The organism is Pseudomonas sp., assembly GCF_040514055.1.
Taxonomy (GTDB): Bacteria; Pseudomonadota; Gammaproteobacteria; order Pseudomonadales; family Pseudomonadaceae; genus Aquipseudomonas.
Map to the genome: position 1 here is coordinate 21,840 of NZ_JBEVDL010000040.1, position 25,465 is coordinate 47,304.

The 25,465-nt window shown below is 66.8% G+C and carries 14 protein-coding genes; 5 read left to right on the top strand and 9 right to left on the bottom strand.

What is annotated here, in order from left to right; genetic code table 11:
- Nucleotides 1-3: 3 nt before the first annotated feature.
- The 3 genes from ABWY06_RS10405 to ABWY06_RS10415 all read right to left on the bottom strand — a co-directional run bounded on the left by ABWY06_RS10405 (nt 4) and on the right by ABWY06_RS10415 (nt 4,848).
- Nucleotides 4-987, bottom strand: a complete 984-nt coding sequence (locus ABWY06_RS10405) for a 1-aminocyclopropane-1-carboxylate deaminase/D-cysteine desulfhydrase (RefSeq protein WP_353925496.1) — start codon at nt 985-987, stop codon at nt 4-6.
- A gap of 10 nt (nt 988-997) precedes the next feature.
- A complete protein-coding gene (locus ABWY06_RS10410) occupies nt 998-2,368 on the bottom strand; it encodes a chromosome partitioning protein ParA (protein WP_353925497.1) in 1,371 nt (456 codons plus the stop codon).
- Between the two features lie 443 nt (nt 2,369-2,811).
- Nucleotides 2,812-4,848 carry an oxidoreductase gene (locus tag ABWY06_RS10415; protein ID WP_353925498.1) on the bottom strand — a complete coding sequence of 679 codons (2,037 nt, stop codon included), beginning with the start codon at nt 4,846-4,848 and terminating at the stop codon, nt 2,812-2,814.
- 210 nt (nt 4,849-5,058) lie between these two features.
- On the opposite strand from ABWY06_RS10415, the gene ABWY06_RS10420 reads away from it, so the two are divergent.
- Nucleotides 5,059-5,994, top strand: coding sequence for a carbon-nitrogen hydrolase family protein (locus ABWY06_RS10420; RefSeq protein WP_353925499.1), 936 nt, complete (start codon nt 5,059-5,061; stop codon nt 5,992-5,994).
- Complete coding sequence (locus tag ABWY06_RS10425; protein ID WP_353925500.1) at nt 5,991-7,028, top strand: AraC family transcriptional regulator; 1,038 nt, start codon at nt 5,991-5,993, stop codon at nt 7,026-7,028. Before ABWY06_RS10420 ends, ABWY06_RS10425 begins: the two co-directional genes overlap by 4 nt.
- Nucleotides 7,029-7,293: 265 nt before the next feature.
- Here the strand turns inward: ABWY06_RS10425 and ABWY06_RS10430 are convergent, their stop codons facing one another.
- From ABWY06_RS10430 to ABWY06_RS10455, 6 genes are all read right to left on the bottom strand, one after another.
- The gene (locus tag ABWY06_RS10430; RefSeq protein WP_353925501.1) at nt 7,294-15,819 is read right to left on the bottom strand and encodes a glycoside hydrolase family 94 protein; all 8,526 of its coding nucleotides are present in this window, start codon (nt 15,817-15,819) and stop codon (nt 7,294-7,296) included.
- 396 nt (nt 15,820-16,215) lie between these two features.
- Nucleotides 16,216-17,832 carry a diguanylate cyclase domain-containing protein gene (locus ABWY06_RS10435; protein WP_353925502.1) on the bottom strand — a complete coding sequence of 539 codons (1,617 nt, stop codon included), beginning with the start codon at nt 17,830-17,832 and terminating at the stop codon, nt 16,216-16,218.
- A gap of 18 nt (nt 17,833-17,850) precedes the next feature.
- Complete coding sequence (locus tag ABWY06_RS10440) at nt 17,851-19,338, bottom strand: ATPase domain-containing protein (RefSeq protein ID WP_353925503.1); 1,488 nt, start codon at nt 19,336-19,338, stop codon at nt 17,851-17,853.
- Nucleotides 19,335-19,676 (bottom strand): hypothetical protein, encoded by a 342-nt coding sequence (locus ABWY06_RS10445; protein WP_353925504.1) that lies wholly within the window; start codon nt 19,674-19,676, stop codon nt 19,335-19,337. Before ABWY06_RS10445 ends, ABWY06_RS10440 begins: the two co-directional genes overlap by 4 nt.
- Nucleotides 19,677-20,051: 375 nt before the next feature.
- A complete protein-coding gene (locus ABWY06_RS10450; RefSeq protein WP_353925505.1) occupies nt 20,052-20,318 on the bottom strand; it encodes a hypothetical protein in 267 nt (88 codons plus the stop codon).
- 305 nt (nt 20,319-20,623) lie between these two features.
- Nucleotides 20,624-21,517, bottom strand: coding sequence for a LysR family transcriptional regulator (locus ABWY06_RS10455; RefSeq protein ID WP_353925510.1), 894 nt, complete (start codon nt 21,515-21,517; stop codon nt 20,624-20,626).
- A 96-nt stretch (nt 21,518-21,613) separates the two neighbouring features.
- Between ABWY06_RS10455 and ABWY06_RS10460 the strand changes: the two genes are divergently transcribed.
- The 3 genes from ABWY06_RS10460 to ABWY06_RS10470 all read left to right on the top strand — a co-directional run.
- The gene (locus ABWY06_RS10460; protein WP_353925506.1) at nt 21,614-22,855 is read left to right on the top strand and encodes a 3-hydroxyacyl-CoA dehydrogenase; all 1,242 of its coding nucleotides are present in this window, start codon (nt 21,614-21,616) and stop codon (nt 22,853-22,855) included.
- On the top strand, nt 22,852-24,642 hold the full coding sequence (locus ABWY06_RS10465) for an acyl-CoA dehydrogenase C-terminal domain-containing protein (protein WP_353925507.1): 1,791 nt from the start codon (nt 22,852-22,854) through the stop codon (nt 24,640-24,642). The genes ABWY06_RS10460 and ABWY06_RS10465 overlap by 4 nt, the downstream gene beginning before the upstream one ends.
- 63 nt (nt 24,643-24,705) lie before the next feature.
- The coding region (locus tag ABWY06_RS10470; protein ID WP_353925508.1) for an iron-containing alcohol dehydrogenase at nt 24,706-25,465 on the top strand (760 nt) is incomplete at its 3' end.

Sequence of the window (25,465 nt, forward strand, 5' to 3'; positions counted from 1 at the left end):
GGACTATCCAGGCTCCGCTGGTCTGGACTCAGTGTAGCTGGCTGCACGTCCGGCCAGAAGCATTACCCGCGCGATCGATGCACGTCGTCCCTGCAGCCCGCCGGTGTGCACAAAAACCAGGCGGCTGCCAGCTGCAAAGTAGCCTGCCCGCACATGATCGCGCAATGCCATCAACGCTTTGGCGGTATACAGGGGCTCCAGGGGCAGGCCCGTCTGTGCCTCGGTATCGAGCATGAACTGCGCCAACTCGGTATCCAGCTTGGCAAACCCCCCGCGACAGGCATCGAGCAGGTGATAACCCGCGCCGTCCGTTGCAGCGCCGGCCTCGCCCAGCACCGCCTGCACCTGGCGCGCCGCGCCGTGGCCGGCGGGCAACGCCAGGGCGCCATAGACCGGGTGCCTGCCCCCTTCGGCCAGGACCAGACCGGCCAGGGTCGTCCCGGTGCCCACCGCCAGCCACCAGGCGTGGTAATCCGGCCAGCCCACCGCCGGCAGCTGTACGCGCAGCGAGTCGAGTAATACCCCACAGCCCTGGGCACCGAGCAGCCCGCCGCCGCCCTCCGGCACTATTGCCAGACCGGGGTAACGCGCCTGCCAAGGCAGCCAGAAGTCCGCCTGATGCCGCGCGCGGTAGCCCCCGTACCCCAGCCAGTGCAGCTGCATGCCAAAGGCCTGCAGGTCGCGCACGGTCGGGGTGTCCTGGGGTTCGCCGCGCAGCAGCCCGACGCAGGGGAAGGCGCCGCCGTGACCCGCCGCGGCGAGGGCATGCAGATGGTTGGAATGAGGACCGCCGAGGCTGATCACCCCCTCGGCGCCGCGCCGGGTCGCCGCCTCGAGATGCGGCGCCAGCTTGAACCATTTGTTACCGGTGATCAGCGGATCGACCCGATCCAGCCGCAGCACGGCGACCTCGACCTCGGCCTGCGTCAGCCAATCGAGCCTTAGCGGCTCGAGGAGGACCGCGGCGGGCGGGCGCGGCAGCCGCACCGGAAGGCGATCAGCTTACGGTGCGCAGGCGGCTAGCCGAGGCCTTGTGCCGGGCGCAGCAGTTGGAATCGCCGACCACGAAACGGCTGGGGTTGTCGATCCGGTCGATGGGCATCGCGCAGCGCTCGCCACTGGGTAAAGGCGCTTCGCAGCTGGGTTGCTGGTAATGCATCAGCCACTGGCGGTACTGGGTTTCCGAAACAAAACACTTGGCCGCTGCATAGACCATGGGATTGTCCTGGTAACGGGCGATATCCTGCAGGGGAATGGTCAGGTGGCCGGCACCCGGGTGATAGACGACGAAGACCATGCCCAGCTTGGCCAGTCGCTCGAGGATCTGGTCACCGCTCTGGCGCGCCGATTCTTCCCGTTCGCGCCGCAGGCGCTCCAGTTCCTGCTGGACCTGGGCGTCCTGCTCGTTGCGGTAGGCCAGCTCCATATCGCGAATGGCGATCTGCTCCTTGTACTCCACCACCGCGGCCGCCACCTTGGCCTGGCTCTCGGCCTCGAACTGGGTGCGCAGGATATCGGTCTCGGTACGCCCGTGGGTTTCGATCGCGCGCAGTTGGCGGGTCATTTCCTCGCGGCTTTTCTGAAAGCCGTCCGCCTGAGCCACCAGTTGCGCCTTGAGGCTGGCGTTCAGTTCCTCTTGCTGGCGCAGTGCCTGGTGCAAGCCATGGATCTGTCCCTGCAGGTTCTTGCTCTGCTCCTCGCTGGCCAATTTGAACTTGGCCAGTTCGTCCTCGGCCTGCTGACTGAGGCTGGTGATGCGCAGGCGTTGCTGCTTGATCAGTTGCGCGGTTTTCAGGCGGTGTTCCTGATCCAGTTTCTCGCTGAGCTCCTCCGCCACCTCCCGCGCCGGGTCTGGCGCGTGCCAGGTGTCCTCGGACGCCATCTGCAAGCGCTCAGGTGCGACCGATTGGGCCGAATCGTCCTCGACCAACAAGCCCAAGGCATTGCGTTTGGCCGCGTCGCGCAGCAGCACCAGGTCGTTATTGCCGGGGGCCAGGCTGGGATCCCACAGGTGCATCTGGTGCCACGACACCGGGCACTGGCTGCGACAGGCCAGTCGAATCGGCCCCGCCCCAAGGTCCGGGCCGCGTCCGGCGCGCTCGGCGAGGTGGCGCAGCGGCAGGTTCCAGCCACTGTCAGGCGAACCTTTCTCGTCAAAGTCGAGGTAGAAAAACACCGCGGCCCTGATCAGCAGGCGCGGATTGATCATCACGAACACGACGCGCATCTGCTCGTCAGCGAATTCCGGCATGTTCACCACACCGTCGAGCAAGGCCTCAAATTCAGGAAAGAGCATCTCCTTGCAGATGCCGCGTTCGCTGAAAAACATCACGGCCTCCACCATTTGAGGCTTGATCTGCATGCTCATCGGTTTACCTCTAGGCCAACACGGTGATAGTCCGCCGGGGCGGGCAACGTTCTAACGTTCTAGGCTGACAGCACAATGCGTGCGGAATCAAGCGCGAACCCTGGTCGGGCCAAGTCTAGGGGAAAACGGGCGGCGGGCAATGTGACTGGGTTGGCAGTGGCTCTGCCAGTGCCGAAAACCGACGCCAATGGCAGACCAGAAATGTGACGTGCTTGGTGGAACCGGCCTAAAGTTTGGCCGCCAGAAGCGCAGCCAAACGGCGATGCACCGCCTCACCGAAGCCGGGCAGGCCGCTCACCGGCCGAACCCGAGGATCGTGAAGCTCGCTCGCGTCGTCGACGCGGAGCCGATGGGCGCCCTCCAGTGCCCGTTCGCCCGGGCGTTGAACGCCAGGGCAGGCGAAGGCCACCAGCAGACGCCAGCGGCCGAGCCGGGTCCTGCCTTCAGAGGATGGCGGCCAGACGCGACCCCTGGTCGATCGCGCGCTTGGCGTCCAGTTCGGCGGCGACGTCCGCTCCGCCGATCAGATGCACCTGTTGCCCGGCAGCCAGCAGCGCCTCGTGCAGCTCCCGCAGCGGATCCTGGCCGGCGCAGATGATCACCGTGTCCACCGGCAACAGCTGCGGCTCGCCCTCGCCGATGCGGATATGCAGGCCGGCATCGTCGATCTTCAGGTACTCGACGGCGTTGAGCATCTGCACCTGTTTGTTTTTCAAGCCGGCGCGGTGAATCCAGCCGGTGGTCTTGCCCAGGCCGTCACCGACCTTGGTTTTCTTGCGCTGCAACAAAAACACCTGACGCGCGGGCGCATGGGGTTCGGCCTGGATACCGGCGACCCCGCCACGGGCGTCCAGCGCGGTGTCGATACCCCACTCCTTCCAGAACGCCTCGCGGTCCAGGCTGGTCGCCACGCCCTGGTGGACGATGAACTCGGACACGTCGAAGCCAATGCCGCCGGCGCCGATTACCGCCACGGTCTGCCCGACAGGCTTGCGCTGCAGGATAGCGTCCAGGTAGCTGATCACTTTCTTATGCTCGACCCCCGGAATGGCCGGGGTGCGCGGGGCGATACCGGTCGCCAGGATGATCTGGTCATACCCGCCCTGCGCCAGTTGCGCGGCGCTCACCCGGGTATTCAGGCGCAGGTCGACCTCGGTGGTTTCCAGCTTGCGCTTGAAATAGCGCAGGGTTTCGAAGAACTCCTCCTTGCCCGGCACCCGTTTGGCGACGTTGAACTGGCCGCCAATTTCGGCGGCCGAATCGAACAGGGTCACCTGATGCCCGCGCTCGGCGGCCACCGTGGCCGCCGCCAGACCGGCCGGGCCGGCACCGACCACGGCGATCTTCTTCACCTGGGTGGTGGGGATATAGTTCAGCTCGGTCTCGTGGCAGGCCCGCGGGTTGACCAGGCAACTGGTCAGCTTGCCGCCAAAGGTATGATCCAGGCACGCCTGGTTGCAGCCGATGCAGGTGTTGATCTCGTCGGCCCGACCGGCCGCGGCCTTGTTGACGAACTCCGGGTCGGCGAGGAACGGCCGCGCCATGGAGACCATGTCGGCATCCCCTTCGGCCAGCACCTGTTCGGCGATTTCCGGGGTATTGATGCGGTTGGTGGTGATCAACGGAATGCTGATCGAGCCGCGCAGCTTGGCGGTGACCTTGGTGAAGGCGGCGCGCGGCACCTTGGTGGCGATGGTCGGAATCCGCGCCTCGTGCCAACCGATGCCGGTGTTGATCAGGGTCGCACCCGCCTGCTCGATGGCCTTGGCCAACAGCACGATTTCGTCCCAGGTGCTGCCGCCCTCGACCAGATCGAGCATCGACAGGCGATAGATGATGATGAAGTTCGGGCCAACCGCCTCGCGGACCCGGCGGACGATTTCCACCGGCAGGCGCATGCGGTTGGCGTAGCTGCCGCCCCAACGGTCGGTGCGCTGGTTGGTATGGGCGGCCAGGAACTGGTTGATGAAATAGCCTTCCGAACCCATGACTTCCACGCCATCGTAGCCGGCCACCTGGGCCAGGCTGGAGCAGGTGACGAAGTCCTGGATCTGTTTTTCGATACCCTCTTCGTCAAGCTCGCGCGGCTTGAACGGGTTGATCGGCGCCTGGATCGCGCTGGGGGCCACGGATTTCGGGCTGTAGGCATAACGCCCGGCATGCAGGATCTGCAGGCAGATCTTGCCATCGGCCTCATGCACCGCGCGGGTGACGATCTTGTGTTTCTCCGCTTCCTCCAGCGTGGTCAGCTTGGCCGCCCCGGAATACACCCCGCCTTCCTCGTTCGGCCCGATGCCGCCCGTGACCATCAGCCCGACCCCGCCGCGCGCACGCTCGGCGAAGTAAGCGGCCATGCGCTCGAAGCCACCCGGTTTTTCTTCCAACCCGGTGTGCATCGACCCCATCAGGGTCCGGTTCTTCAGCGTGGTAAAGCCCAGGTCCAGGGGGGCCAGCAGGTGCGGGTAGTGAGCGGCGGTCATGGTGTCTCCAGATCGAGCGGTGTATTCACGGAATGCCGCAGCCTCCTGGGTTGCTCCGGGGCCGCGGTCGGTTATGCCTGCACAATAGAGGGCGGCCGCAGCCCGCTCAATGATCGTAACTAACAAGTTATTGATCGAAATGCGCAGGGAGGCTTGGCAAGTCAGGCCGGGATGCCTACCCTGTGCGCACCTCTCCATAACCTGTCTGCCATGCGCCTATTCAAGCTCTGCCTGGTGCTCCTGCTGCTGATCGGCGGTCTGGGCGCCTTCCTCTATTGGTCCGCCCAACGTCCTTCGGCCCACTACCTGTCGGACCTGCGCAGCGCCGTGGTCGCGCCGGCGACGTCGGCGGCGACCGAACCCCAGCTGTTGCTGATCCGCCCGCAGCTGTTCCCGCTGGATTACCAGAGCCCGGCCCACCTGCGCCTCAAGCTCGCCGCGGCGTTGGAACAGGCTCGCCAGGCGGGGCTGTTGCCGCCCGGTAGCCTGGTGGCATTGCCTGACCATATCGGCACCTGGCTGATCGCCCGCGGCGAAAAAGTCGAGTTCTACCAGGCACGCACCCGCAAGCAGGTGCGCGATTGGCTGCTGCTGGGCAATCCCTGGCTGGCGGTGAAGGTCCTGCTGCTCAACCTGGACGCCCATCGCCTGGACGAAGCCCTGCTGCGCATGAAGTCGGCGCAAATGGCCGAGGACTACCAGACCCTGTTCGCCGGCCTGGCCCGCGACTACCGAATCACCCTGCTGGCCGGCTCCATCCTGCTGCCGGCACCGCGGGTGGAGAACGGCCAATTGCGCAGCGGCACGGGACCGCTGCGCAACCTCAGCCTGGTATTCGGCGCCGACGGCCGCATCCTCGGCGAGGCCTACAGCGAAGCTTGGCCGCAGCCTGCCCTGGACACCGAGCCGCAACGGATCGAGCTGGCGGGACAGCTCTGGCGGGTCGAACGCGACGGCGCGGCAGGTCACCCGCAAAGCCGCTTGTTGAGCCCCGACGGCCAACGCAGCGAGGCCCTGTTCCTGCGCGGCAAGTTGAGCTGGCCCATCGGCGGCGCACCCCGCGGCATGGACTTGATTCCTGAAGATGCCCAGGGCTCCGCGCCCCCCGGCAGTCACCTGCTGCACAGCGGATCCCCCCCACGGTGAACACCCGACGGGTACGCCTGGGCGACCTGTCCGTTGGGGTGGTCGACGGTTTGGCGGATGCCGTGCGCGCCCTGGGCAGCGCTCCCGCGCCGCTGCTCGAGCAGTACGGCCTCGACGCCGCACGCCTGGGCGAATCCCGGGCGCGCCTGTCCATTCCGCGTTATATGCGCCTGGGTCACGCCGCCATCCAGTTGACCGGTGAGCCCGCCCTCGGCCTGTGGATGGGCCGCCTCAGCCGCCTGAGCCAGGTCGGGCTGGCCGGCGTGACCGCCGCGCAGGCACCCACGGTGCGCGAAGCGGCCCGTGCCCTGATTCGATTCGAGCCGCTGTACGCCTCGAACTACCGGGGGCAATCGAGCTTCCACGAAGACGCCCAAGGGGCTTGGCTGCGTTTTTATTCGATCAGCCCCTATAACGCCTATAACCGTTTTGTCATCGATTCGGTATTGGCCGGCTGGTTGTGTCAGCTGAGGGCGTTGGCGGGGCAAGCGCTGCAGCCGGTCAAGGTCGAGATCGAGTTCCCCGCCCCCGCCTATGCCGCCGACTACGCCGAGCTGTTTGGCGCGCCGCCGGAGTTCGGCGCCGAACGCAACCAGCTGCGCCTCGACCAGGCAAGCCTGGGTCTGCGCAATCCCCTGCACTGCCCCAGCACCTGGGCGCACCTGCTGGAGATTTGCGAACGGGAGCTGGAGCAACTGACGCGCACGCGCAGCCTGCGCGAGCGGGTCACCCAATTGCTCGGGCCGCTGTTGAACGGACGGGAACCGGACCTGGAGGAAGTCGCCGCGCGCCTGCAATTGCCGACCTGGACCCTGCGCCGCAAGCTGGCCGAGGAAGGGGCGCAGTTTCGCGGCATCCTCAACGACACCCGCCGCGACCTGGCGATGGCCTATATCCGCGACACCGAACTGGCCTTCGGCGAAATCGCCTACCTGCTCGGTTTTGCCTCGGCGGAGGCGTTCCAGCGGGCCTTCAAACGCTGGAGCGGCCAGACACCCGGGGAATTTCGCCGCGCCCAGCGCCTGCTCGGCTGAGACGCCACGCGGCGCTCAGGCCCTGCCTCGCCTACAGCTCGGTGGCATCTTCCGCAGGCTCGGGCGGATCCTGTTCCACCGCCCGCCGTTCCAGCAACTCTTCCTGATACTCGTCCATGCAAACCTTCCTCGTATGATCCTGGACTGCGTCACTGGGGCCAAGCCTATCGGGTGTTTATGACGGCCCCATGACGCCCATTCCGACTGGCCGCGCGGCGAAAAGTTCGCCTGCCCTGGGACCCGTTGACACCCTGGCGCGCTGCCCCTACAGACTCACCACCAGCTCATGCTGGCCTGCGTCCAAGCGTACCCGCACCCGCCCTTCGTCGCAGGCCAGCGGCACACCATCCAGCGACGCCTGGCGCAGGCCCTGGCAGCGTTGTTCGGGGTTGTCCACGCGGATCCGGTACTCGCCGCCGTTGAGGCAGACCGTGGCGCTGAACCCCGGCCAGCTGGCACTGATGCACGGATCGAGCAACAACCAGTCGCCTTCGCGGCGGATGCCGAGAATACCGCCAACACCGGCCTGGTACATCCAGCCGGCCGCCCCGGTGTACCAGGTCCAGCCGCCCCGCCCGGTGTGCGGCGCCACGCCATAGACGTCGGCGGCGACCACATAGGGCTCGACCTTGTACACCTGGGTCTGCTCGGGGGTGCGGGCGTGGTTGATCGGGTTGAGCAGGTTGAACAGCGCCTGGGCCTGGTCGCCGGCGCCCAGCTTGCTGAACGCCAGGATCACCCACACGGCGGCATGGCTGTACTGCCCGCCGTTCTCCCGCAGGCCCGGCGGATAACCCTTGATATAACCGGGATCGTGTTCGGTCTGGTCGAACGGTGGGGTGAACAGCAGCGCCAACCCCTCCGCCGGTCGCACCAGGTGCTGCTGCACCGAGTCCATGGCCATGGCCGCGCGCTGCGGGTCGGCGCCACCGGAAAGGACCGCCCAGGACTGGGCGATGGAGTCGATGCGGCACTCCGGGCTGTCCTTGGCGCCCAGCCAGGTGCCGTCGTCGAACGTCGCCCGCCGGTACCACTCGCCGTCCCAGGCTTCGCCTTCCAGCGCCTGCTGCAAGGTCCCGGCGTGCCGGCGCCAGCGCTCGGCGCGGGCCAGGTCGGCCGGCGTCCCGCGCTGCTCGGCCAGCGGCGCGAAGAGCCCGAGGGTGCGCAGCAGCAGCCAGCCGAGCCAGACACTTTCGCCCTGCCCAGCCTCGCCGACCCGGTTCATGCCGTCGTTCCAATCGCCGCTGCCGATCAACGGCAGGCCCAGTACCCCGGTCAGTTGCAGGCACTGGTCGAGGCCGCGCGCGCAGTGCTCGAACAGGCTGGCGGTCTCCACGGAGACCATCGGCTGGAAGAAGGCGTCATGTTCGCCGGCGCCCAGCAAGGGCCCTTCGAGGAACGGCACCGGCTCGTCGAGCACCGCCACGTCGTCCGCGCCGAGGATATAGGTAGCGGTGGCAAAGGCCAGCCAGACCCGGTCGTCGGAGATGCGTGTGCGCACCCCCTGCCCCGAGTGCGGCAGCCACCAGTGTTGCACGTCGCCCTCGGCGAACTGGCGGCCGGCCGCGCGCAACAGGTGGCTACGGGTGGCCTGGGGCTGGGAAAAGGTCAGCGCCATGCCATCCTGCAACTGGTCGCGAAAGCCATAGGCGCCGCTGGCCTGGTAGAAGGCCGAACGCGCCCAGACGCGACAGGCCAGGGTCTGGTAGAGCAACCAGCCATTGAGCATGATGTCCATGGCCCGGTCGGGGGTTTGCACCTGGACCGAACCGAGGGCGTGCTGCCAGTGTGCCGTGACCTCGGCCAACACCGCATCCAGGTCGGCGTCGCGGTAACGGGCGACCAGGTCGCTGGCGTCCTGCGCCGAGGCGCACTGGCCGATAAACCCGACCAGTTCCACGCTTTCGCCCGGCGCCAGTTCGACCTGGCACTGCAGCGCCGCGCACGGGTCGAGGCCGGCGCCGCAGTTGCCGGACAGCGGCACGCGGCCGAGCAAGGCCTGGGGCGCGGCCAGGTCGCCTTGGCGACCGATAAACTCGCCGCGATCGGCGCTCCAGTGGCTCTGCCGACCGCCCAGGTCGGCAAACGCGACGCGCCCGGGAAACGCCAGGCTCCAGGGGTTATGCGCCAGCAGCGCGCCACTGGCGGGGTCGCGCTGGGTAACGATAAAGGGGCCCGAGGCACCCCGGGAGGTGCCGAGCACCCACTCGTTGAAAAGGGTCACCGACAGCCGGCGCGGCACATCGGCAGTATTGCGCAGGGTCAGCCGGGAAATCTTGATCGGATCCTGCAGCGCCACGTACTGCAGCAGTTCCAGCTGCAGGCCGTCGACCTGATGCTCGAAACGGCTGTAGCCCCGGCCATGCCGGGCGATATACAAGCCCCCATCGCGGATCGGCTGCGCCGTCGGGCTGTACAGCGCCAGGCTGTCGTCGTCACGGATGTAAAAAGCCTCGCCACAGGGGTCGGTGACCGGATCGTTGGACCAGGGCGTCAGCTGGTTCTCCCGACTGTTCTCGGCCCAGGTATAGCCACTGCCCTGGGCTGAAACCTGGAAGCCGAACCGCGGGTTGGCGATCACGTTGATCCAGGGCGTCGGCGTGGTGCGGCCTGCGTCCAGCAGGATCACGTACTCCCGCCCGTCACAGGCGAAGCCGCCCAGGCCGTTGAACAGCTCCAACCCCGCCGCGTGGCTGGCCAGATTACTCGGGACGACTGCCGGCGACGGGCCGGCCAGGGATTGCACCGCCGCCGGTGTAACGGCGCCGCTCAGGTGGCGCGCCAACTGGCCACTGATCGGCCCGCGCCGGGCGATCAGGGCGACACGGGCAACCGCCCGCAGCAGGGCCCGCGTCTCGACGCTGAGCAGATCGGCACGCAATACATAGACCGAGCCCTGGGCCAGTTCGGCGCCAAAACGCGGGCGCGACTGGCTGCTGCGCACCGCGGTCTCGATGGCGATCTGCAGGTCCTGCAGGTAGGACGAGGCGTGTTCGTTGAGGATGACCAGGTCGACGCCCAGGCGCTTCATCCGCCAGTACTCGTGGGCCCTCAGCAGCTGGCGCACCTGGGCCATGTCCTGGACATCGTCGATACGCAGCAGCACGATCGGCAGGTCGCCGGAGATGCCCTGGGACCACAGCCCCGACTGGGCGCCTGCGCCGGCGATGATCGCCGCCGAGGGCGCGCGGAAGCGCGGATCGGCATAGAGGATAGGTGCCGCCAGGCGCTGGAAGTCGGCCGCCTCGGCGGACAGCACGTCCAGGTGGCGCAGTTGCACCTGGGCTTGGGTCCAGGCCAGGGTCTTGGCCCGTTCGTAGGCGCTGCGGTCGTGGTGTTTGTCCACCAGGTCCAGCAACTGGCTGCGCGAGGCGGCGACCAGGGTCCAGAAAGCGACGCGCGCCACCTTGCCTGGCGCGACCTTGACCCGGTAGCGCAGGGAAAAGATCGGGTCGAGCACGGTGCCCACGGTGTTGGACAAGGCCTTGCCGTCGACGATCACCGCAGCAGCCGCGACAGTGGGCCGCTGGCCGATAAACCGCGCGCGGTCGGATTCGTACTGCGGATCGGCCACCACCTCGCCTTCCACCACCGCGAAGTGCGCGGCCCAGACCTGCGCCTCGCCCTGGGAGCGCGGCCGGCGGGTGGCCAGCAGCGCGCCGAACTCGGCCAGGTATTCGGTGACCACAAACAGCTTGGCAAAGGCCGGGTGGGCGTTGTCGGCCGAGGCGGCGGCCAGCACCACCTCGGCATAGGAGGTCAGCTCGATGTCGCGAGTACGCCGACCGCTGTTGGCCAGCGAGACCCGCCGCACCTCGCCGTCGTCCTCACCGGAAACCAGCACGTCGAGGCTGGTGACCAGGCTACCATCGTGACGGATAAATTCGGCCTGGTCCTCGCCGAACAGCACCTCGTGACGGTCGGCCCGGCTGCCCAGGGGCTGCCCGGCCGCCGGCCAGACGATACCGGTCTGGGTATCGCGCAGGAAAATAAACGAGCCCCAGTCGTCGCGGGTCGAATCCTCGCGCCAGCGGGTCACGGCGATATCGCGCCAGCGGCTGTAGCCTCCGCCCGCCGCGGTCAGCATCACCGCGTAACGGCCATTGCTCAGCAGCTGGGTCACCGGCGGCGCCGACGCCGAAACGCTCAGGCGGCGCACGCTCTGCAGTTGGCTGCCCTCCTCGGGAGCCCGCACCTTCACTTCCTCGGCCCGCGGATGGGCGATGGCCACATCCCGCGGCATGCGCTCCTGCAACAGCAATTCACAGGCCTGGATCATCGGCTCGCGGTGGAACCGCGCGCGCATGCGCCCGCCCTGCAGAGTGTTGGCGATGGCGACCAGGCTCATGCCCTGGTGGTGGGCCATAAAGTTGCGCACCAGGGCGAAGGGCTGCTCATCCGGCAAGCGGCTGCGGGTGAAATCCAGCGCCTCGTAAAACCCGTAGCGGCCCAGCGCGCCCATGGCGGCCAGGCGTCGGTAATTGAGCAAGGCGCCATGGGGATCGACCATGGTCGCCAGCCCGGTGGCATAGGGGGCGATCACATGGTTCTCGGCCAGGCCGCGCTTGAGGCCCAGCCCCGGCACGCCGAAGTTGGAATACTGGTAGGTGAACTCCATGTCGCGGGCGCTGTAAGCCGACTCGGAAATGCCCCAGGGCGTGCCATTGGCGACCCCGTAGGCCTGCTGGCGTCGCACCACCAGGCGGTTGGTCTGCTCCAGCAGGCTGCCGGCCGGGGCACGCAGCACCAGTGAGGGCATCAGGTATTCGAACATCGAGCCCGACCAGGAGATCAGCGCCGAGCCCTTGCCCAGCGGCGTGGCCGTGCGGCCCAGGCGAAACCAGTGGCGGGTGGTGACATCGCCCTTGGCGATGGCGAACAGGCTGGCCAGGCGCGCCTCGGACGCGAGCAGGTCGTAACAGCTGGAATCCAGGCTGTTGTCGGCCAGGGAGTAACCGATCGACAGCAGCTTACGTTCCGGGTCCAGCAGGAACGCGAAGTCCATGGCCAGGGCCATTTCCCGGGCGGTCTGCGCCACCGCCCGCAGGCGTGCCTGCAGCGCCGGGAGGGCCTCGCTCGCGGCCTGGCGGTCGCGGTTGTGCTCGCCAAGCGTCAGTGCCAGCGCCTCGATCCAGAAGCTCAGGTCGGTCGTATCCTGCTCGCCGCTGGCGAGGTCCTGGGCCAGGCGGGCCGCCTTGTCGACCAGGCGTTTCAGGGTGGCCGCGAGGGTCTCCACCGCTTCGGCGGCCTGCACCTGGGCCTCGAATTCATCGAGCAGCTCCAGCAGTAGCCGACCGCGCTCGCTACCGACGCTGGACGCGGCATCGAGGGCCTGGCGCGCCAGGCCCAGGGTATCCAGCAGTCCCTGCAGCGCCTGGGGGGCGCGCGGCGCGGCGCACCACTCCTCGCAGGTATTGGCCACGACGAGCAGGTGCCCGGCCAGATTGCCGCTGTCCACCGAAGACACATAGGCCGGTTCCAGGGCACGCAGGTCCTCGGTGGCGTACCAGTTGAAAAAATGCCCCTTGCAGCGCGGCAGATTAAGCATGGTCTCCAGTGTGGCCTCCAGCCGCTCGACGGTCTGCAGGGTACCGGCCCAGCCGAAATCGCGGGCGGCGATGGCCGACAGCAGGTAAAGGCCCATATTGGTCGGCGAGGTACGCCGGGCCACCACTGGCTTGGGATCTTCCTGGAAATTGTCCGGCGGCAGCATATGGTCGGCGGCGGTGACAAAGGTCTCGAAGAAGCGCCAGGTGTGCCGGGCGATCAACCGCAACTCGCGCGCCTCGGTCGGTGCCAGCGCCTGGCCGCCAACGACCTTGGGCGCCCGGCTGACCCACTGCGCCGCCAGCGGCGCCGCCAGCCAGAGCAGCGCGAACGGCAGCACCAGGGGCCAGGACGCCGGTGCCAGCAGCAGCACAGCGACCGGTACCAGCGCACCGAGCACCACCCCGCCGAGCATGCCGCGGTAGAAACCCAGTACCCCCAGGCGCGGACTGATTACCGATTGCGCGGCCGTGGTCCACTCCAGCAGGTTGCGCCGGGTCAGTGCCAGGCGCGTCAGGCTGCGGCCGATGGCGTCGAGCATGCGCCAGGCCTGGTCGGGCAGGAACACCAGGGACAGCAAGGTTTGCCACAGGGCCAGGCGCAGGTCGTCGAACAACCGGCTCAAATGACTTTGCGGCCGGATGCCGGGACGCTGCGGCCAGAGGGAAAACAGGATCGGCAACCAGGCCGGCAGCGCCGTGGCCGCCAGCAGCAACAGGGTGCCGGTCAGCGCCAGCGGCAACGGCAGCAGCCAGCACAGCGCCAACGCCAGCAAGGTCAGCGGCGCCAGCAGCGAGCGGCGCAGGTTATCGAGCATCTTGCAGCGGCCCACGGCGGACACCGCCTGGACTCCGCGCCAGTGTCCGCAGACCCAGGGCAGCAGCTGCCAGTCGCCACGGGTCCAGCGGTGCTGGCGCTTGCCCGCCACGTCGTAGCGCGCGGGAAACTCCTCGACCACCTCGACATCCGAAGCCAGGCCGGCACGGGCAAAAATGCCCTCGAACAGGTCATGGCTGAGCAAGGCGTTTTCCGGCACCCGGCCGTCCAGGGAAGCCTCGAAGGCGTCCAGGTCATAGATCCCCTTGCCGGTGTAGGAGCCTTCACCGAACAGGTCCTGGTAGACATCCGAAACGGCCGCCGCATAGGGGTCCATGCCGCCCGGACTGGAAAACACCCGCTGGTAGAGCGAGCCTTCGCGACCCACCGGCAGCGAGGGCGTGACCCGCGGCTGGAGGATGGCGTAGCCGCGGGTGACGCGCCGGGACAGGGGATCGAAGCAGGCGCGGTTCAGCGGGTGGGCCAGCTTGCCGATCAGGCGCAGCGCCGCGTCCCGCGGCAGCCGGGTATCGGCGTCCAGGGTGATGACATAACGCACGTCGGTCGGCAGCTGCTGGTCGCAGCCGTCCAGGGGCATAAATGAGGTGTCCGTGGCGCCGCGCAACAAGCGATTGAGCTCCTGCAATTTGCCGCGCTTGCGCTCCCAGCCCATCCAGCAGCCCTGCTGCGGGTTGAACAACCGGCGTCGGTGCAGCAGCAGAAAACGCGAACCGCCGGGTGCCGGTCCGTAGCGTCGGTTGAGCTCGGCGATGGCCTGCACCGCCACATCCAGCAAGTGGGCATCGCCCTCGAGCACCTGTTGCTGGGCATCCAGGCCATCGGTCAGCAAGGCGAAGGAAATATCGCCGCTGGCGCCGGTCAGGTAATGCACCTCCAGCCCCTCGATCTGCTCGCGCAGGTCGGCTTCGCTGGTCAGCAAGGTCGGCACCGCCACCAGGGTCCGCAACGCGGGCGGTACGCCGTGGCTGAGCTCGAGGCCCGGCAGGGTCATGGCGCCGAAACTCCAGGTGACCAGGCGGTTGACCAGCGCGGTGGCCGCCTCGGTGGCCGGCAAGGCGCCCACCAGCAGCAACAGCGCCAGGGCGACGCCGCCCAGGGCCGGCAGCGCCAACGCCCAGGCGGCGCCCAGCAGCAACAGCGCGGTCAGGGCAAGGATGCTGCCGACATAACCCGCCATGCCCAGGCGCAGGTGCAGGCGGTTGATCAGCACGCGCAACGGCGGCTCGAAGCCGATACGCTGTTCCAGCGCCAGGCGCCCTTCGGCGATCAGGTGAAAGCCCGGGTCGCTGGCCCGCTCGCTGTGCGGCCCGGGTACGGCCTGCGCCGCCTGCTCGGCGGCAAGCAAGGCCTGATCGGCGATTTCCAGCTCGGAAATCGGCGCGCCGCGGGCCAACTGCTCGATGGCGCTGCGGTACAGGTTGCGCGTCGGAAAATCCATCTCACCGAAGGCGCTGGCCGCGCGCAGGCGCTCGTCCACCAGGCTGACGCTCTCGAACCATTCGCTCCAGTCGATATCGGAGATCAGCCGCATGCTGGTCATGACATTGCGCACGCTGAGGTTGGAAGCACCCTGACGTTGCTGGATATGCTGCACCACCTCGTCGATGGAGGTGCCCTGGGTGCCGAGCTGCTCTTCCAGCCAGCCCAGTGCCGGGGTCGTCAACGGGTCGTGGTTTCTCAGGCGCTTGGCCAGCTCGGCGGCAAAGGGATCGGACAGCGGCTCGGCCGGACGCCGGGCGATCTCCATTTGCAGGGTGCCGCGCGCCGCGCCTTCGTCGAGCAGGCGGTTGGCCAGGGCATCGGCCTCGGCCCGGGCGGCACGCCCGGCGCTGATCTGGTCGGCCAGGCGGCGCAGGTTCTCGATCAGCACGATACGCAGGGTGATCGCCACGGCCCACAGCTCGCCGATGGTCAGCGGCTGGACCTGTTGATAAGCGGCGATATAACGCCGCAGGGTATCGGGGTCGAAATGGCTGTCGGTGTGGGCGACAAAGGCCCAGGCCAAGCCAAAGACCCTGGGATAACCGGCAAAGGGGCCCGAGGACAGCTTGGGCAGTTGGCGGTAGTAGCCTGGCGGCAGGTCATCGCGGATCTCGCGGATCTGCGCCTCGACCAGGTGGTAGTTATCCAGCAACCACTCGGCGGCCGGGACCACGCTGCGCCCGCACTCCAGCTCCAGGGCACTGGCCCGGTAGGCCGCCAGCAGCACCGCGGCATTGGCGTCCAGCCGACGTTGCAGGGACAACACCCGCGGCGGCCACTCGGTCACCGGTTGGGCGGCGGCCAGGCTCTGGGCATGCTGTTCCAGGCGTTCGACACCAAACAGCTCTTCACGCACCGGCGCCGTATCGGCCCAGGGTGCGGCAGACGCCGGGGTTCCGAACAAGGAACGAAAATCGAGGTTCATGAAAGCCCTGCTGGCGACATTGCGTACGCGATAGGCGTCGATGGGCTGAACCTACCAAAAAAGCCCTGGGCCAAGGATCAATCGACCGACGACGCGCCCTTGCGGGCCGATCGCCTGGCCGGTGAACCGGCGCCCAGGGCATGGGAAACCCTGTGTGGCAACGCTGGCCGGAGCAGTCCATGGACCCGGTTCGGGCTCACCCAGCAAGCGTTCATAAGACTATGGACCCTGGCGGGGGCCAGAGGTGCGAGTTAATACCGGCGGAGTCGCCCAGCACAGCCCCGCCGCACACCGGCTGCGGATAAAACCGTGTGGGTCGCGAGCCACCGGGTCGACAGCCAGCAGAGTCCGCGGTGCGGCATCGCCAGGGCCTACGCCCAGGCATGGGTGACGCCCCTACAGCTCGATCAAGGGCAGCCTGACCACAAATTGGCAGCCACAGCCGCTGCCTTCGCTGCTGGCCACCACGCTGCCGTCATGGGCCTCCACCAGCTCACGCACCACGGTCAGCCCGATGCCCAGTCCCACGCCGTTAAACCCTATGGCCTGGGAGTCCTGGACAAAAGGCTGGAAGATATCGGGCAAGGCGGCGGCGCTGATACCAATGCCGCTGTCCACGACGCTCAAGACGATTTCCTGCTCCTGGATGCTGACCGACAGCGTGATGGTTCCGCCATTGGGCGTGTATTTCGAGGCATTATCCAACAGGTTGCTCAGCACCTGGGTCAGCCGCAGCGGATCGCCGAAAACGCCCAGCGCAGCATTCGGCAGATGTACGCTGAACAGCTGCAAGCGGGTATCCATGGCCGGCCGGCAGGCGTCGAGGGCCTGGTCAATGCACACTGCCAGGTCCAAATCCTGGCGCTCGATACGCAATTTACCGGTCTGGATCCGTGACACATCCAGCAGGTCCTCCACCAGCCGGACCATTTGTTGCACCTGGCGCTCGATCAGCGCCTGCATGCGCGGCAACTCCTCCTTGCGCACCCGATCGAGCCGCCCCGCCGCGATGCTCAGCGGCGTCAGCGGGTTACGCAACTCATGGGCGACCATGGCCAACAGGTCTTTCTGCTGACGCAGCGCCTGCTCCGAGGCGGCGAGCAATTGTTGGGCGCCCAGCGCCGCCAACAGCAGGTTTTCATTGGCTTCGCGCAATTGCAGGTGCTGACGCTCATGCTCGGCCTGGGCCAGTTCATAGTGGGTGACCAGGCGTTTCAACGACGCAAAGGTCTGCGGCTCCAGCTGCGGTTCGTTGCTGGGTTCGTCGCCGTAGAAGACATAACTGCCCAGGCCCAGGCGCTTGGCCCGGTACATGGCCGCATCGGCGTGATCGATCAGGGTAGTACTCTGCTCGCCGTCCTCGGGAAAGAGGCTGATGCCAATGCTGGCGGTCAGCCTCAGCACATGCTCGCCCACCCGCCGCGGGGCGCCCAGGGCCGCGATGATCTTTTCCGCGATCAGGGCGGCGTCCGCGGCTTGCGACACCTCCGACAGCAGGATCAGAAACTCGTCGCCGCCATGGCGGCTGACGGTGTCGGCGTCGCGCACCGCGCCGACAAAACACTCGGCGGCGCGTTTGAGCACCTGGTCGCCCACGGCATGGCCCAGGGTATCGTTGATCTGCTTGAAATTGTTCAGGTCGAGAAACAGCAAGGCCAAATGGCGATTATGACGGCGCGCCACGGAAATCGCCTGCTTGACCCGATCCAGCAGCAGGCTGCGATTGGGCAAGCCGGTCAGGGCGTCGAATTCGGCCAGGTGCAAGGCTTCCTTGAGCTGCCGTTCGGTCTTGTCGACTCGTACTTGGCTGCGCAGCATGGAGACCACCAATTGCGCGTTGGCCTCCACCAGTTGGCTGGAGCTGGTGATCACCAACCGATTTTCGGTGGCGGCCACATGCTGCTGCAGCAGCGCCAATACGCCCCGCGCCTCGTCGGTTTGCTCCAGCAGGTGCGCCAGCTCCCGCGCGGCCTTTTGCGCGGCGCGCTCGCTTCTGCCCGGCAGCTCGTTCACTGCCCCGGCCTGTTGAGATCAGGCATTTTCGTCACCCTGGGCCTCGGCCCTATGGACTGCTCGCTTGCGGGTTGGCCGACCGCCCAACAGGCCTTCCTGGTCGGAAAGCCGCTCTCCGATGCGGATGCCGCTGTCGTCGATGGTGAATTCACGCAGCTGGTCGGAGTGGGCGCTGCCGCGCACCTTGACCACCGCCATCAGCCGCCGCAGCCGACTCTCGACTTCGATATAACGCTGCACGATGATCGCATCGGTGAGAAACGCCGTGCCGTAGGGGCTGAACCGCAGATCGGTGTAGCGGTCTTCCAGCTCGGAGGTCATCAGCACACTGACCCCGGTTTGCGCCAAGGCGGTGACCAGACGCGCCAGCGACTCGCGAAAGTCCTGGCGAAAGGATGGCGCCAGGGCCAGTTCGAACCCCGAGAGCGAGTCGATCACCACCCGGCTGGCCTTGAGCCGCTGGATTTCGGTGATCAACAGCAGCACCACCTCGTCGATGGACAGGTCGGGGGCGCGGCTGTCCACCACGCCCACCTGGCCGCTGGCGATCAACTCGGCCACCTGAGGGCTGCGCAGTCGGTTGGGGCGCTGCTCGAACACCGCGATCACCCCGGTCTCGCCAGCGCGCGCGCCCTCGGCCAAAAAGGCCGCCGCCAGCATGCTCTTGCCCGACCCCGAGGGACCGGCCACCAGCAATGAGTAACCGCGTGGCAGGCCGCCGCCGAGCATCTCGTCAAGCAGCGGCACGCCCATCCGCAGGCGCCCCACTGGCGCTGTCAGCGGTTCCTGGTGACTGCCCTCCAGGCTGGCGACGGGGGCGAACACCTGGATACCGGCCGGCCCGATGCGAAAGGTATGCAGCCCGGGCAGGGTCGGCTGCCCACGCATTTTCATGATCTCCATCTTGCGCACCATGGAATTGCGCAGGACGCTCTGGCGCAGCCAGATCAGGCCATCCGCCACGGTAAAGACCGGGCTGGAGTCGGTCTCGGTGAAGTACTCGCCAATCAGAAAGGTGGTGGCTTGCCAGCTGGTCATCAGCATGCCCAACTGCTGGACGAACTGCGGCAGGTTGTTGTTGGGATTGGCCTGGGTTTCGCTGGCCAGCACCACCGAACGAAAGGAGTCGACGAATACCAGGGCCGGCGCATGGCGCTCCACCTCGGCGACGATCCGCCGCAGCACCTGGTTAAGGTCGCCCGCCTGGGTATCGTCGCCCAGGTTGATATAGTGGATCGCGCCGTTGACCGCCTGGCTGTCGAAAAACGCGAACTGCTGCTGGTAGCGCAGCATTTTCAGCGGTGGTTCGCCGAGCACGGTGAAATACAGGGCGGGGCGTTCCGGCGTGGCCAGTTTGAACATTATCTGGTGGGCCAGGGTGGTCTTGCCGCAACCCGGCGGGCCGGCGATCAGGTTGAAGGAAAACTCCGGCAACCCGCCCCCCAGCACCTCGTCCAGGCCGGGCACGCCGGTGGCCAGGCGATTGATTGTCACTTTACTGCTCATGGCGAGGTGTCCTGGGCGAACGGGCCGTTCGAAGAGTTTTCCCACACGCCGCGCAGCAAACGCTCGGTGAGCGAGGGGCCGATCAGGCTGACCAGCAATTGGTGAAATGTTTGTAGCAGGGCCGCGCCAGCCACCGCGGCACTGGCCGCGCTCTGTGCGGCGAAGGCCGTTTCGAGCGAGGCCAGGTCCAGGCCAACAGCAGATTGTTTCAGGCTGTCGACCAACCAGGGATGACTGGCCCCCGCGAGGTGCAGGCTGCGCTTGTAAAGGGCGACCACACCGCCCGGCCCGATGATCGGGCTCAGCGCGGCTTCGATTTCTTGCAGTATGCCGGCCATGGTCGCCGCCAGCTGCTGGGCGTCTGCCTGGTCGCCGGCCCGGCAGGTCAAGCATACGGCGAACCCGGGCCCCTCTTGACTATCCATTTGCGAAAGGCGACCGTGTGGGTACTTGAACCCCTGACTATATACCTTTTTTTGCACATAATAATATAAATCTGCCAACCCCAAGATATTCGCGCCGCGCCTTATATTTAATGACAGCAGCGCCATTAAAGTGCCGACCCTTGCATTTCGCTGTCATTAGTTATTAGCAACAACCTGAAAAATAGATCATTAATTAATATAAGATGGCACTTTACTGGCTCGTTATTGCCTAATCGCGAATTAATGACCCAAGGTGAAATATATTTACCACACCGCTGCTCCGTCCATTTACGCCCAGCCCGGTGGCTGCGGCCCCTTGTGCGAGGCATGGCCGGGCAAGTGATAACGCAGGTTTTGCCGCCGCGCATAACAGGCAATATTTACCTGCAGTTTCCAATAACGGATATCCAGCAGATCCAGGACCTGCGTTGCCTCGGCCATTTCCAGCAAGCCCCTGGCCCGGGCGGTATCGGGTTCCGCCGAATAGGAAATCAAGGCAATTTCTTCTTCGATCAATAGAATCGCGGCCGACTTTTTCGTCTTATCGTTATTCATCTGGGCCTCCATAGCCTGTGTCGAACGTCCCTGAACATCCTGTATCAGAGGGCGGTAAAAACCGAACGACCCGCAGTATGCGCTTCCCCCGGCAGAAGCAAGTCAAAAAACTCCTCTTTATTTTTAAAGTCGGCGGGTGGACGATTAATGGCGCCGGTATTTAGCGCCTGGCAGAAAAATAACGCCAATAAACACCCAGGTACTTAAACCTTCCGGCGGAGTCCGCCAATAAGTCAGCGCGAAGTGAACAGAGGGCACCGCACCCCTGACTTGTCCAATGCTGACTTATGCAAACCACATCAGCCCTAGCCCAGCCGCTGGATCTTGCCAATCAGCCACTGCAGGGCCGGATCCCGCTCGCGCAAGGCCGGACTGGTGATCTCCAGGTGAAAGGGCCCCAGGTGGAACGGCAGCTCGTACAGCTGCAGCGGCATCAGTCCGGCGAAATAACGCGCCAGTTGGGTCGGCAATACCGCCACCAGGTCGGTGCTGGCGACGATATGGGCGGCTTGCAGGTAGTTGGGAGTGGTGTAGGCGATCCGTCGCTGCAAGCCCTGCCCGGCCAGCCATTGATCGACCATGCCACGGGTCTGGCCGCCATGCACCCACAGGTGCCGCAGCTTGAGGAACGCCTCCAGCCCAGGCGGGCCCTGCAGCTGGGGGTGGTCGCGACGCACCACCAGCTGCAGGGTTTCGCTCATCCAGGGGCGCCGCACAAAACGCTCGGGCACCTCCTCGAAGCGACCCAGGGCCAGGTCCAGCTCGGCCTGGTCCAGCGCCTCGACGGGCAGCCGCGGGGACAGGTGCTGGATCTCGATCTGCAGCCCCGGCGCCTCCAGCGCCAACTGCTGCAACAGCCGAGGCATGCAGATCAGCTCGACGTAATCGGTGACGGCGATACGAAAGCACCGCTGGCTGCTGGCCGGATCGAAGCGCAGGCCTTCGCCCAGGCTTTCCTGGATCTGCTGCAAGGCGGCGCGAATCGGCGTCTCCAGCTCCAGGGCGCGGGGCGTTGGTTGCATGCCGCGGCCGACGCGCACCAGCAGCGGGTCGTCGAGCAACGCGCGCAAGCGGCCGAGGGCGTTGCTCACCGCGGGCTGGCTAAGGGCCAGGCGTTCGGCGGCGCGGGACACGTTGCGCTCCTGCAGCAAGGCATCGAGCACGCGCAGCAGGTTGAGGTCGAACGTCGATATATTCACTTTATGAATACTAACCATCACAAGACTAAATTTCAAAAATAGTATCGCCTTGCCTATGGTGGCGGACGACGTTGTTTATGCCGCCGGAGGCAGGGGATGACCAGCACTGTAATGCCCATTCAGAAGACTGCCGTGATCGGGGCGGGCACCATGGGCCGCGGAATCGTCATCAGCCTGGCGAACGCCGGTCTCGCCGTGCAGTGGCTGGACAACAACCCGCAGATGCTCGAGCAAGGCCTGGCCTCGATTGCCGAGACCTGGGCCCACGGCGTGCGCCAGGGTCGCCTCGACGATGCCCAGGCCGCCGAGCGCCGGGCCTGTGTCAGCCCCGCCGCCGACTACGCCGCGCTGGCCGATGCCGATCTGGTGATCGAGGCGGTGTACGAGAACCTCGCGCTCAAGCAGCAGATTTTTCGCGACCTGGATGCCCTGACCAAGCCAGCCGCGATACTCGCCAGCAACACCTCGGCGCTGGACATCGACGCCATCGCCGCCGTGACCAGCCGCCCGCAACAGGTGCTGGGCCTGCACTTCTTCAGCCCGGCGCACATCATGAAACTGCTGGAGATCGTGCGCGGCGCCCAGACCGCGCCCGCGGTGCTGCAGGCGGCATTGGCGCTGGGCCAGCGCATCGGCAAGGTCAGTGTGGTGGCCGGCAACTGCCCCGGGTTTATCGGCAACCGCATGCTGCGCACCTACGTGCGCGAGGCGCGGCTGTTGCTGCTCGAGGGCGCCCTACCACGGCAGGTGGACACGGCGCTGCAGGCCTTCGGTTTTGCCATGGGCCCGTTCCGCATGTACGACGTGGTCGGTATCGACCTGGAATGGCGAGCCCGCGAACTGGCGGGCAGCGGCCAGGACGAGCCGACGGTGCAGGTCGACAATCGCCTCTGCGCGCTGGGCCGCTTCGGCCAGAAAACCGCCCGTGGTTATTACCAGTACGCCGAGGGCAGCCGCCAGGCCGAACGGGACCCCGAGGTGGATGCCCTGGTGGTGCAGGTGGCCGAACAGCTGGGCTTTAGCCGGCGCGCCATCGACGACTCGGAGATCCTCGAGCGCTGCCTGCTGGCGCTGGTCAACGAGGGCGCGAAAATCCTCGAGGAAGGCATCGCCGGCAGCAGCCAGGACATCGACCTGGTCTACCTCAACGGCTACGGTTTTCCGGCGGCCACCGGCGGCCCGATGAGCTGGGCCGACCGCCAGGGCACGGCCGACCTGCTGGCACGCCTGGCAGTGCTGCGGCAGCGCTTCGGTGAGCAGTGGCAAGCGGCCCCGCTGATCGAACGCCTGGCCGCCAGTGGCCAGACCTTTGCCTCGCTTCAGCAGGCTCGCGCATGAGCTACCAGGCCCCGCTGCGCGACATGGCGTTTGTCCTGCACGAACTCTTCGACCTCAGCGCCCATTGCGCCCTGCTCGGCCATGATCTGGACCGCGCGCTGATCGACGCTGTACTGGAACAGGCCGCGGCCTTTACGGGCGAAGTGATCGCCCCGCTCAATCGCCCGGGTGATGAACAGGGTTGCCAGCTGCACCAGGGGCAGGTGAGCACACCGGACGGCTTTCGCGCCGCCTACCAGCAGTTCGTCGCCAACGGTTGGGCGAGCATGACCGGGCCGGTCGCCTTCGGCGGCCAGGGCCTGCCCCAGCTGCTGGCCTGTAATGTCCATGAAATGCTGATGGGCGCCAACCTGGCGTTTCGCGTCTATTCGGGGCTGACCGAAGGCGCGGTACTGGCCCTGCACACCCATGGCAGTGCCGAACTGCAGCAGCGCTACCTGGGCAAGCTGGTCAGCGGCGAATGGGCCGGCACCATGTGCCTGACCGAGCCCCAGGCCGGCACCGACCTGGCCTTGCTGCGCACCCGCGCCGAACCCCAGGCGGACGGCAGCTACCGGGTCAGTGGCAGCAAGATTTTTATCAGCGGCGGCGACCAGGACCTGACCGACAATATCGTCCACCTGGTGCTGGCACGCCTGCCGGACGCACCGCCCGGGGTCAAGGGCATCAGTCTGTTGCTGGTACCGAAGTTCCTGGTGAATGCCGATGGCACGCTGGGGCCGCGCAACGCCCTGAGCTGTGGCGCGCTGGAACACAAGATGGGCATCAAGGGCACCTCCACCTGCGTGATGAATTTTGACGGCGCCAGCGGCTGGCTGATCGGCGAGGCCCACCAGGGCCTGGCCGGCATGTTCACCATGATGAACGACGCGCGCTTCCAGGTCGGGCTGCAGGGTCTGGGCATCGGCGAGGCGGCGTTCCAGGGTGCGCTGGGCTACGCCCGCGAACGCCTGCAGTCGCGCGCCCTGGGCGGTGCCACGGCGCCGCAGCAGGCCGCCGACCCGATCATCGTCCACCCGGATGTACGGCGCATGCTGCTGACGCAAAAGACCCTGGTGGAAGGCGGCCGCATGCTCGCCGCCTACACCGCGCGCCAACTGGACCTGCAGCATGGCCACCCGCAGGTGGAGGCGCGCCGGGCGGCCGGCAGCCGCGCCGCGTTGCTGATCCCGATCGTCAAGGCCTTTCTCACCGACATGGGCCAGGAAGTGGCCAGCCATGGCGTCCAGGTGTTCGGCGGCCACGGCTATATCCGCGAATGGGGCATGGAGCAGCTGATGCGCGACAGCCGCATCACCCAGTTGTACGAGGGCACCAACGGCATCCAGGCGCTGGACTTTATCCGTCGTAAGGTCCTCGTCGACAGCGGCGCCGAACTGGCGGCGCTGCAAACCGAATTCCGCCAGCTGGCCCAGGCGCAGCAGGCCCGCCCTGCCCTGGCCGCCATGGCCACCCCGGTACTGGAACGCCTGGGCGAGTGGCAGGAGCTGGGGCGCGAAGTGATTGCCATGAGCCGCGGCGATGTGGAGGAAATCGGTGCCACGGCGGTGGATTTCCTCCAGTATTCGGCCTATGTACTGCTCGCCGGTTTGTGGCTGCAGGCCGCCGCCCGGGCCCAGGACGCCCTGGACGCAGGCCGCGGCGAGCCGGCCTTTTACCAGGCCAAGTTGGCCAGTGCGGCGTTTTACCTGCGGCGGGTGTTACCGCGCGCCAGCAGTCATCGCGAGGCCCTGCTGGGCGGCGCGGCCTGCCTGCTGGCGCTGCCGGCGGAGCACTTCGCCTTCTGAAGCCGAGCCGCTGTCCTAGCCCGTTCCTCCCGCCCCGTCCCACCGCGTCAAGAAGGAGCCAGCATGCAGGCGTTCAGCTTTGCCACCACCGCCCAGATACTCTGCGAAGCCGGCGCCGCCCGGCGCCTGGGCAGCCTGTGCCGCGAGCGCGGCGCGCAGTCGGTGTTGATCGTCACCGACCCGGGCATCACCCGCCTCGGTTTGCTGGCGGCGATACTTCCGGGTTTCGCCGCCGAAGGCGTGGCGGTGCAGGTCTTCGACCAGGTACTGGCCGATCCGCCGGAAGCCGTGGTGCAGGCGGCGGTCGAACAGGCCCGTGCGCAGCAGGTGCAACTGGTGGTCGGCTTTGGTGGCGGCAGCTCCCTGGACGTAGCCAAGCTGGTGGCGTTGCAGGCCCACCCGCTGTGCTTGCAAAGCCTGGCGGACATCTATGGGGTCGGCAACGCCAAGGGCCAACGCCTGCCGCTGATCCAGGTGCCGACCACCGCCGGCACCGGCTCGGAGGTGACACCGATCGCCATTATCACCACCGGCGCCACCACCAAGATGGGCGTGGTCTCGCCCCTGCTGCTGCCGGACCTGGCGCTGCTGGATGCCGAGCTGACCCTGGGCCTGCCACCGGCGGTGACCGCCGCCACCGGCATCGACGCCATGGTGCATGCCATCGAGGCCTATACCAGCAAGCTGAAGAAAAATCCGCTGTCCGACCTGCTGGCCCGCGAGGCGCTGCGCCTGCTGGCCACGAACTTGATGACGGTGGTGCACGACGGGCAGCAGCGCGAGGCGCGCCAGGCCATGCTGCTGGGCGCCTGCCTGGCCGGCC

Coding starts and splice junctions, on each gene's coding strand:
- ABWY06_RS10410 (WP_353925497.1), bottom strand. CDS start 2,368: ATGAGCATGCAGATCAAGCCTCAAATGGTGGAGGCCGTGATGTTTTTC.
- ABWY06_RS10415 (WP_353925498.1), bottom strand. CDS start 4,848: ATGACCGCCGCTCACTACCCGCACCTGCTGGCCCCCCTGGACCTGGGC.
- ABWY06_RS10420 (WP_353925499.1), top strand. CDS start 5,059: ATGCGCCTATTCAAGCTCTGCCTGGTGCTCCTGCTGCTGATCGGCGGT.
- ABWY06_RS10430 (WP_353925501.1), bottom strand. CDS start 15,819: ATGAACCTCGATTTTCGTTCCTTGTTCGGAACCCCGGCGTCTGCCGCA.
- ABWY06_RS10440 (WP_353925503.1), bottom strand. CDS start 19,338: ATGAGCAGTAAAGTGACAATCAATCGCCTGGCCACCGGCGTGCCCGGC.
- ABWY06_RS10445 (WP_353925504.1), bottom strand. CDS start 19,676: ATGGCCGGCATACTGCAAGAAATCGAAGCCGCGCTGAGCCCGATCATC.
- ABWY06_RS10450 (WP_353925505.1), bottom strand. CDS start 20,318: ATGAATAACGATAAGACGAAAAAGTCGGCCGCGATTCTATTGATCGAA.
- ABWY06_RS10460 (WP_353925506.1), top strand. CDS start 21,614: ATGACCAGCACTGTAATGCCCATTCAGAAGACTGCCGTGATCGGGGCG.
- ABWY06_RS10465 (WP_353925507.1), top strand. CDS start 22,852: ATGAGCTACCAGGCCCCGCTGCGCGACATGGCGTTTGTCCTGCACGAA.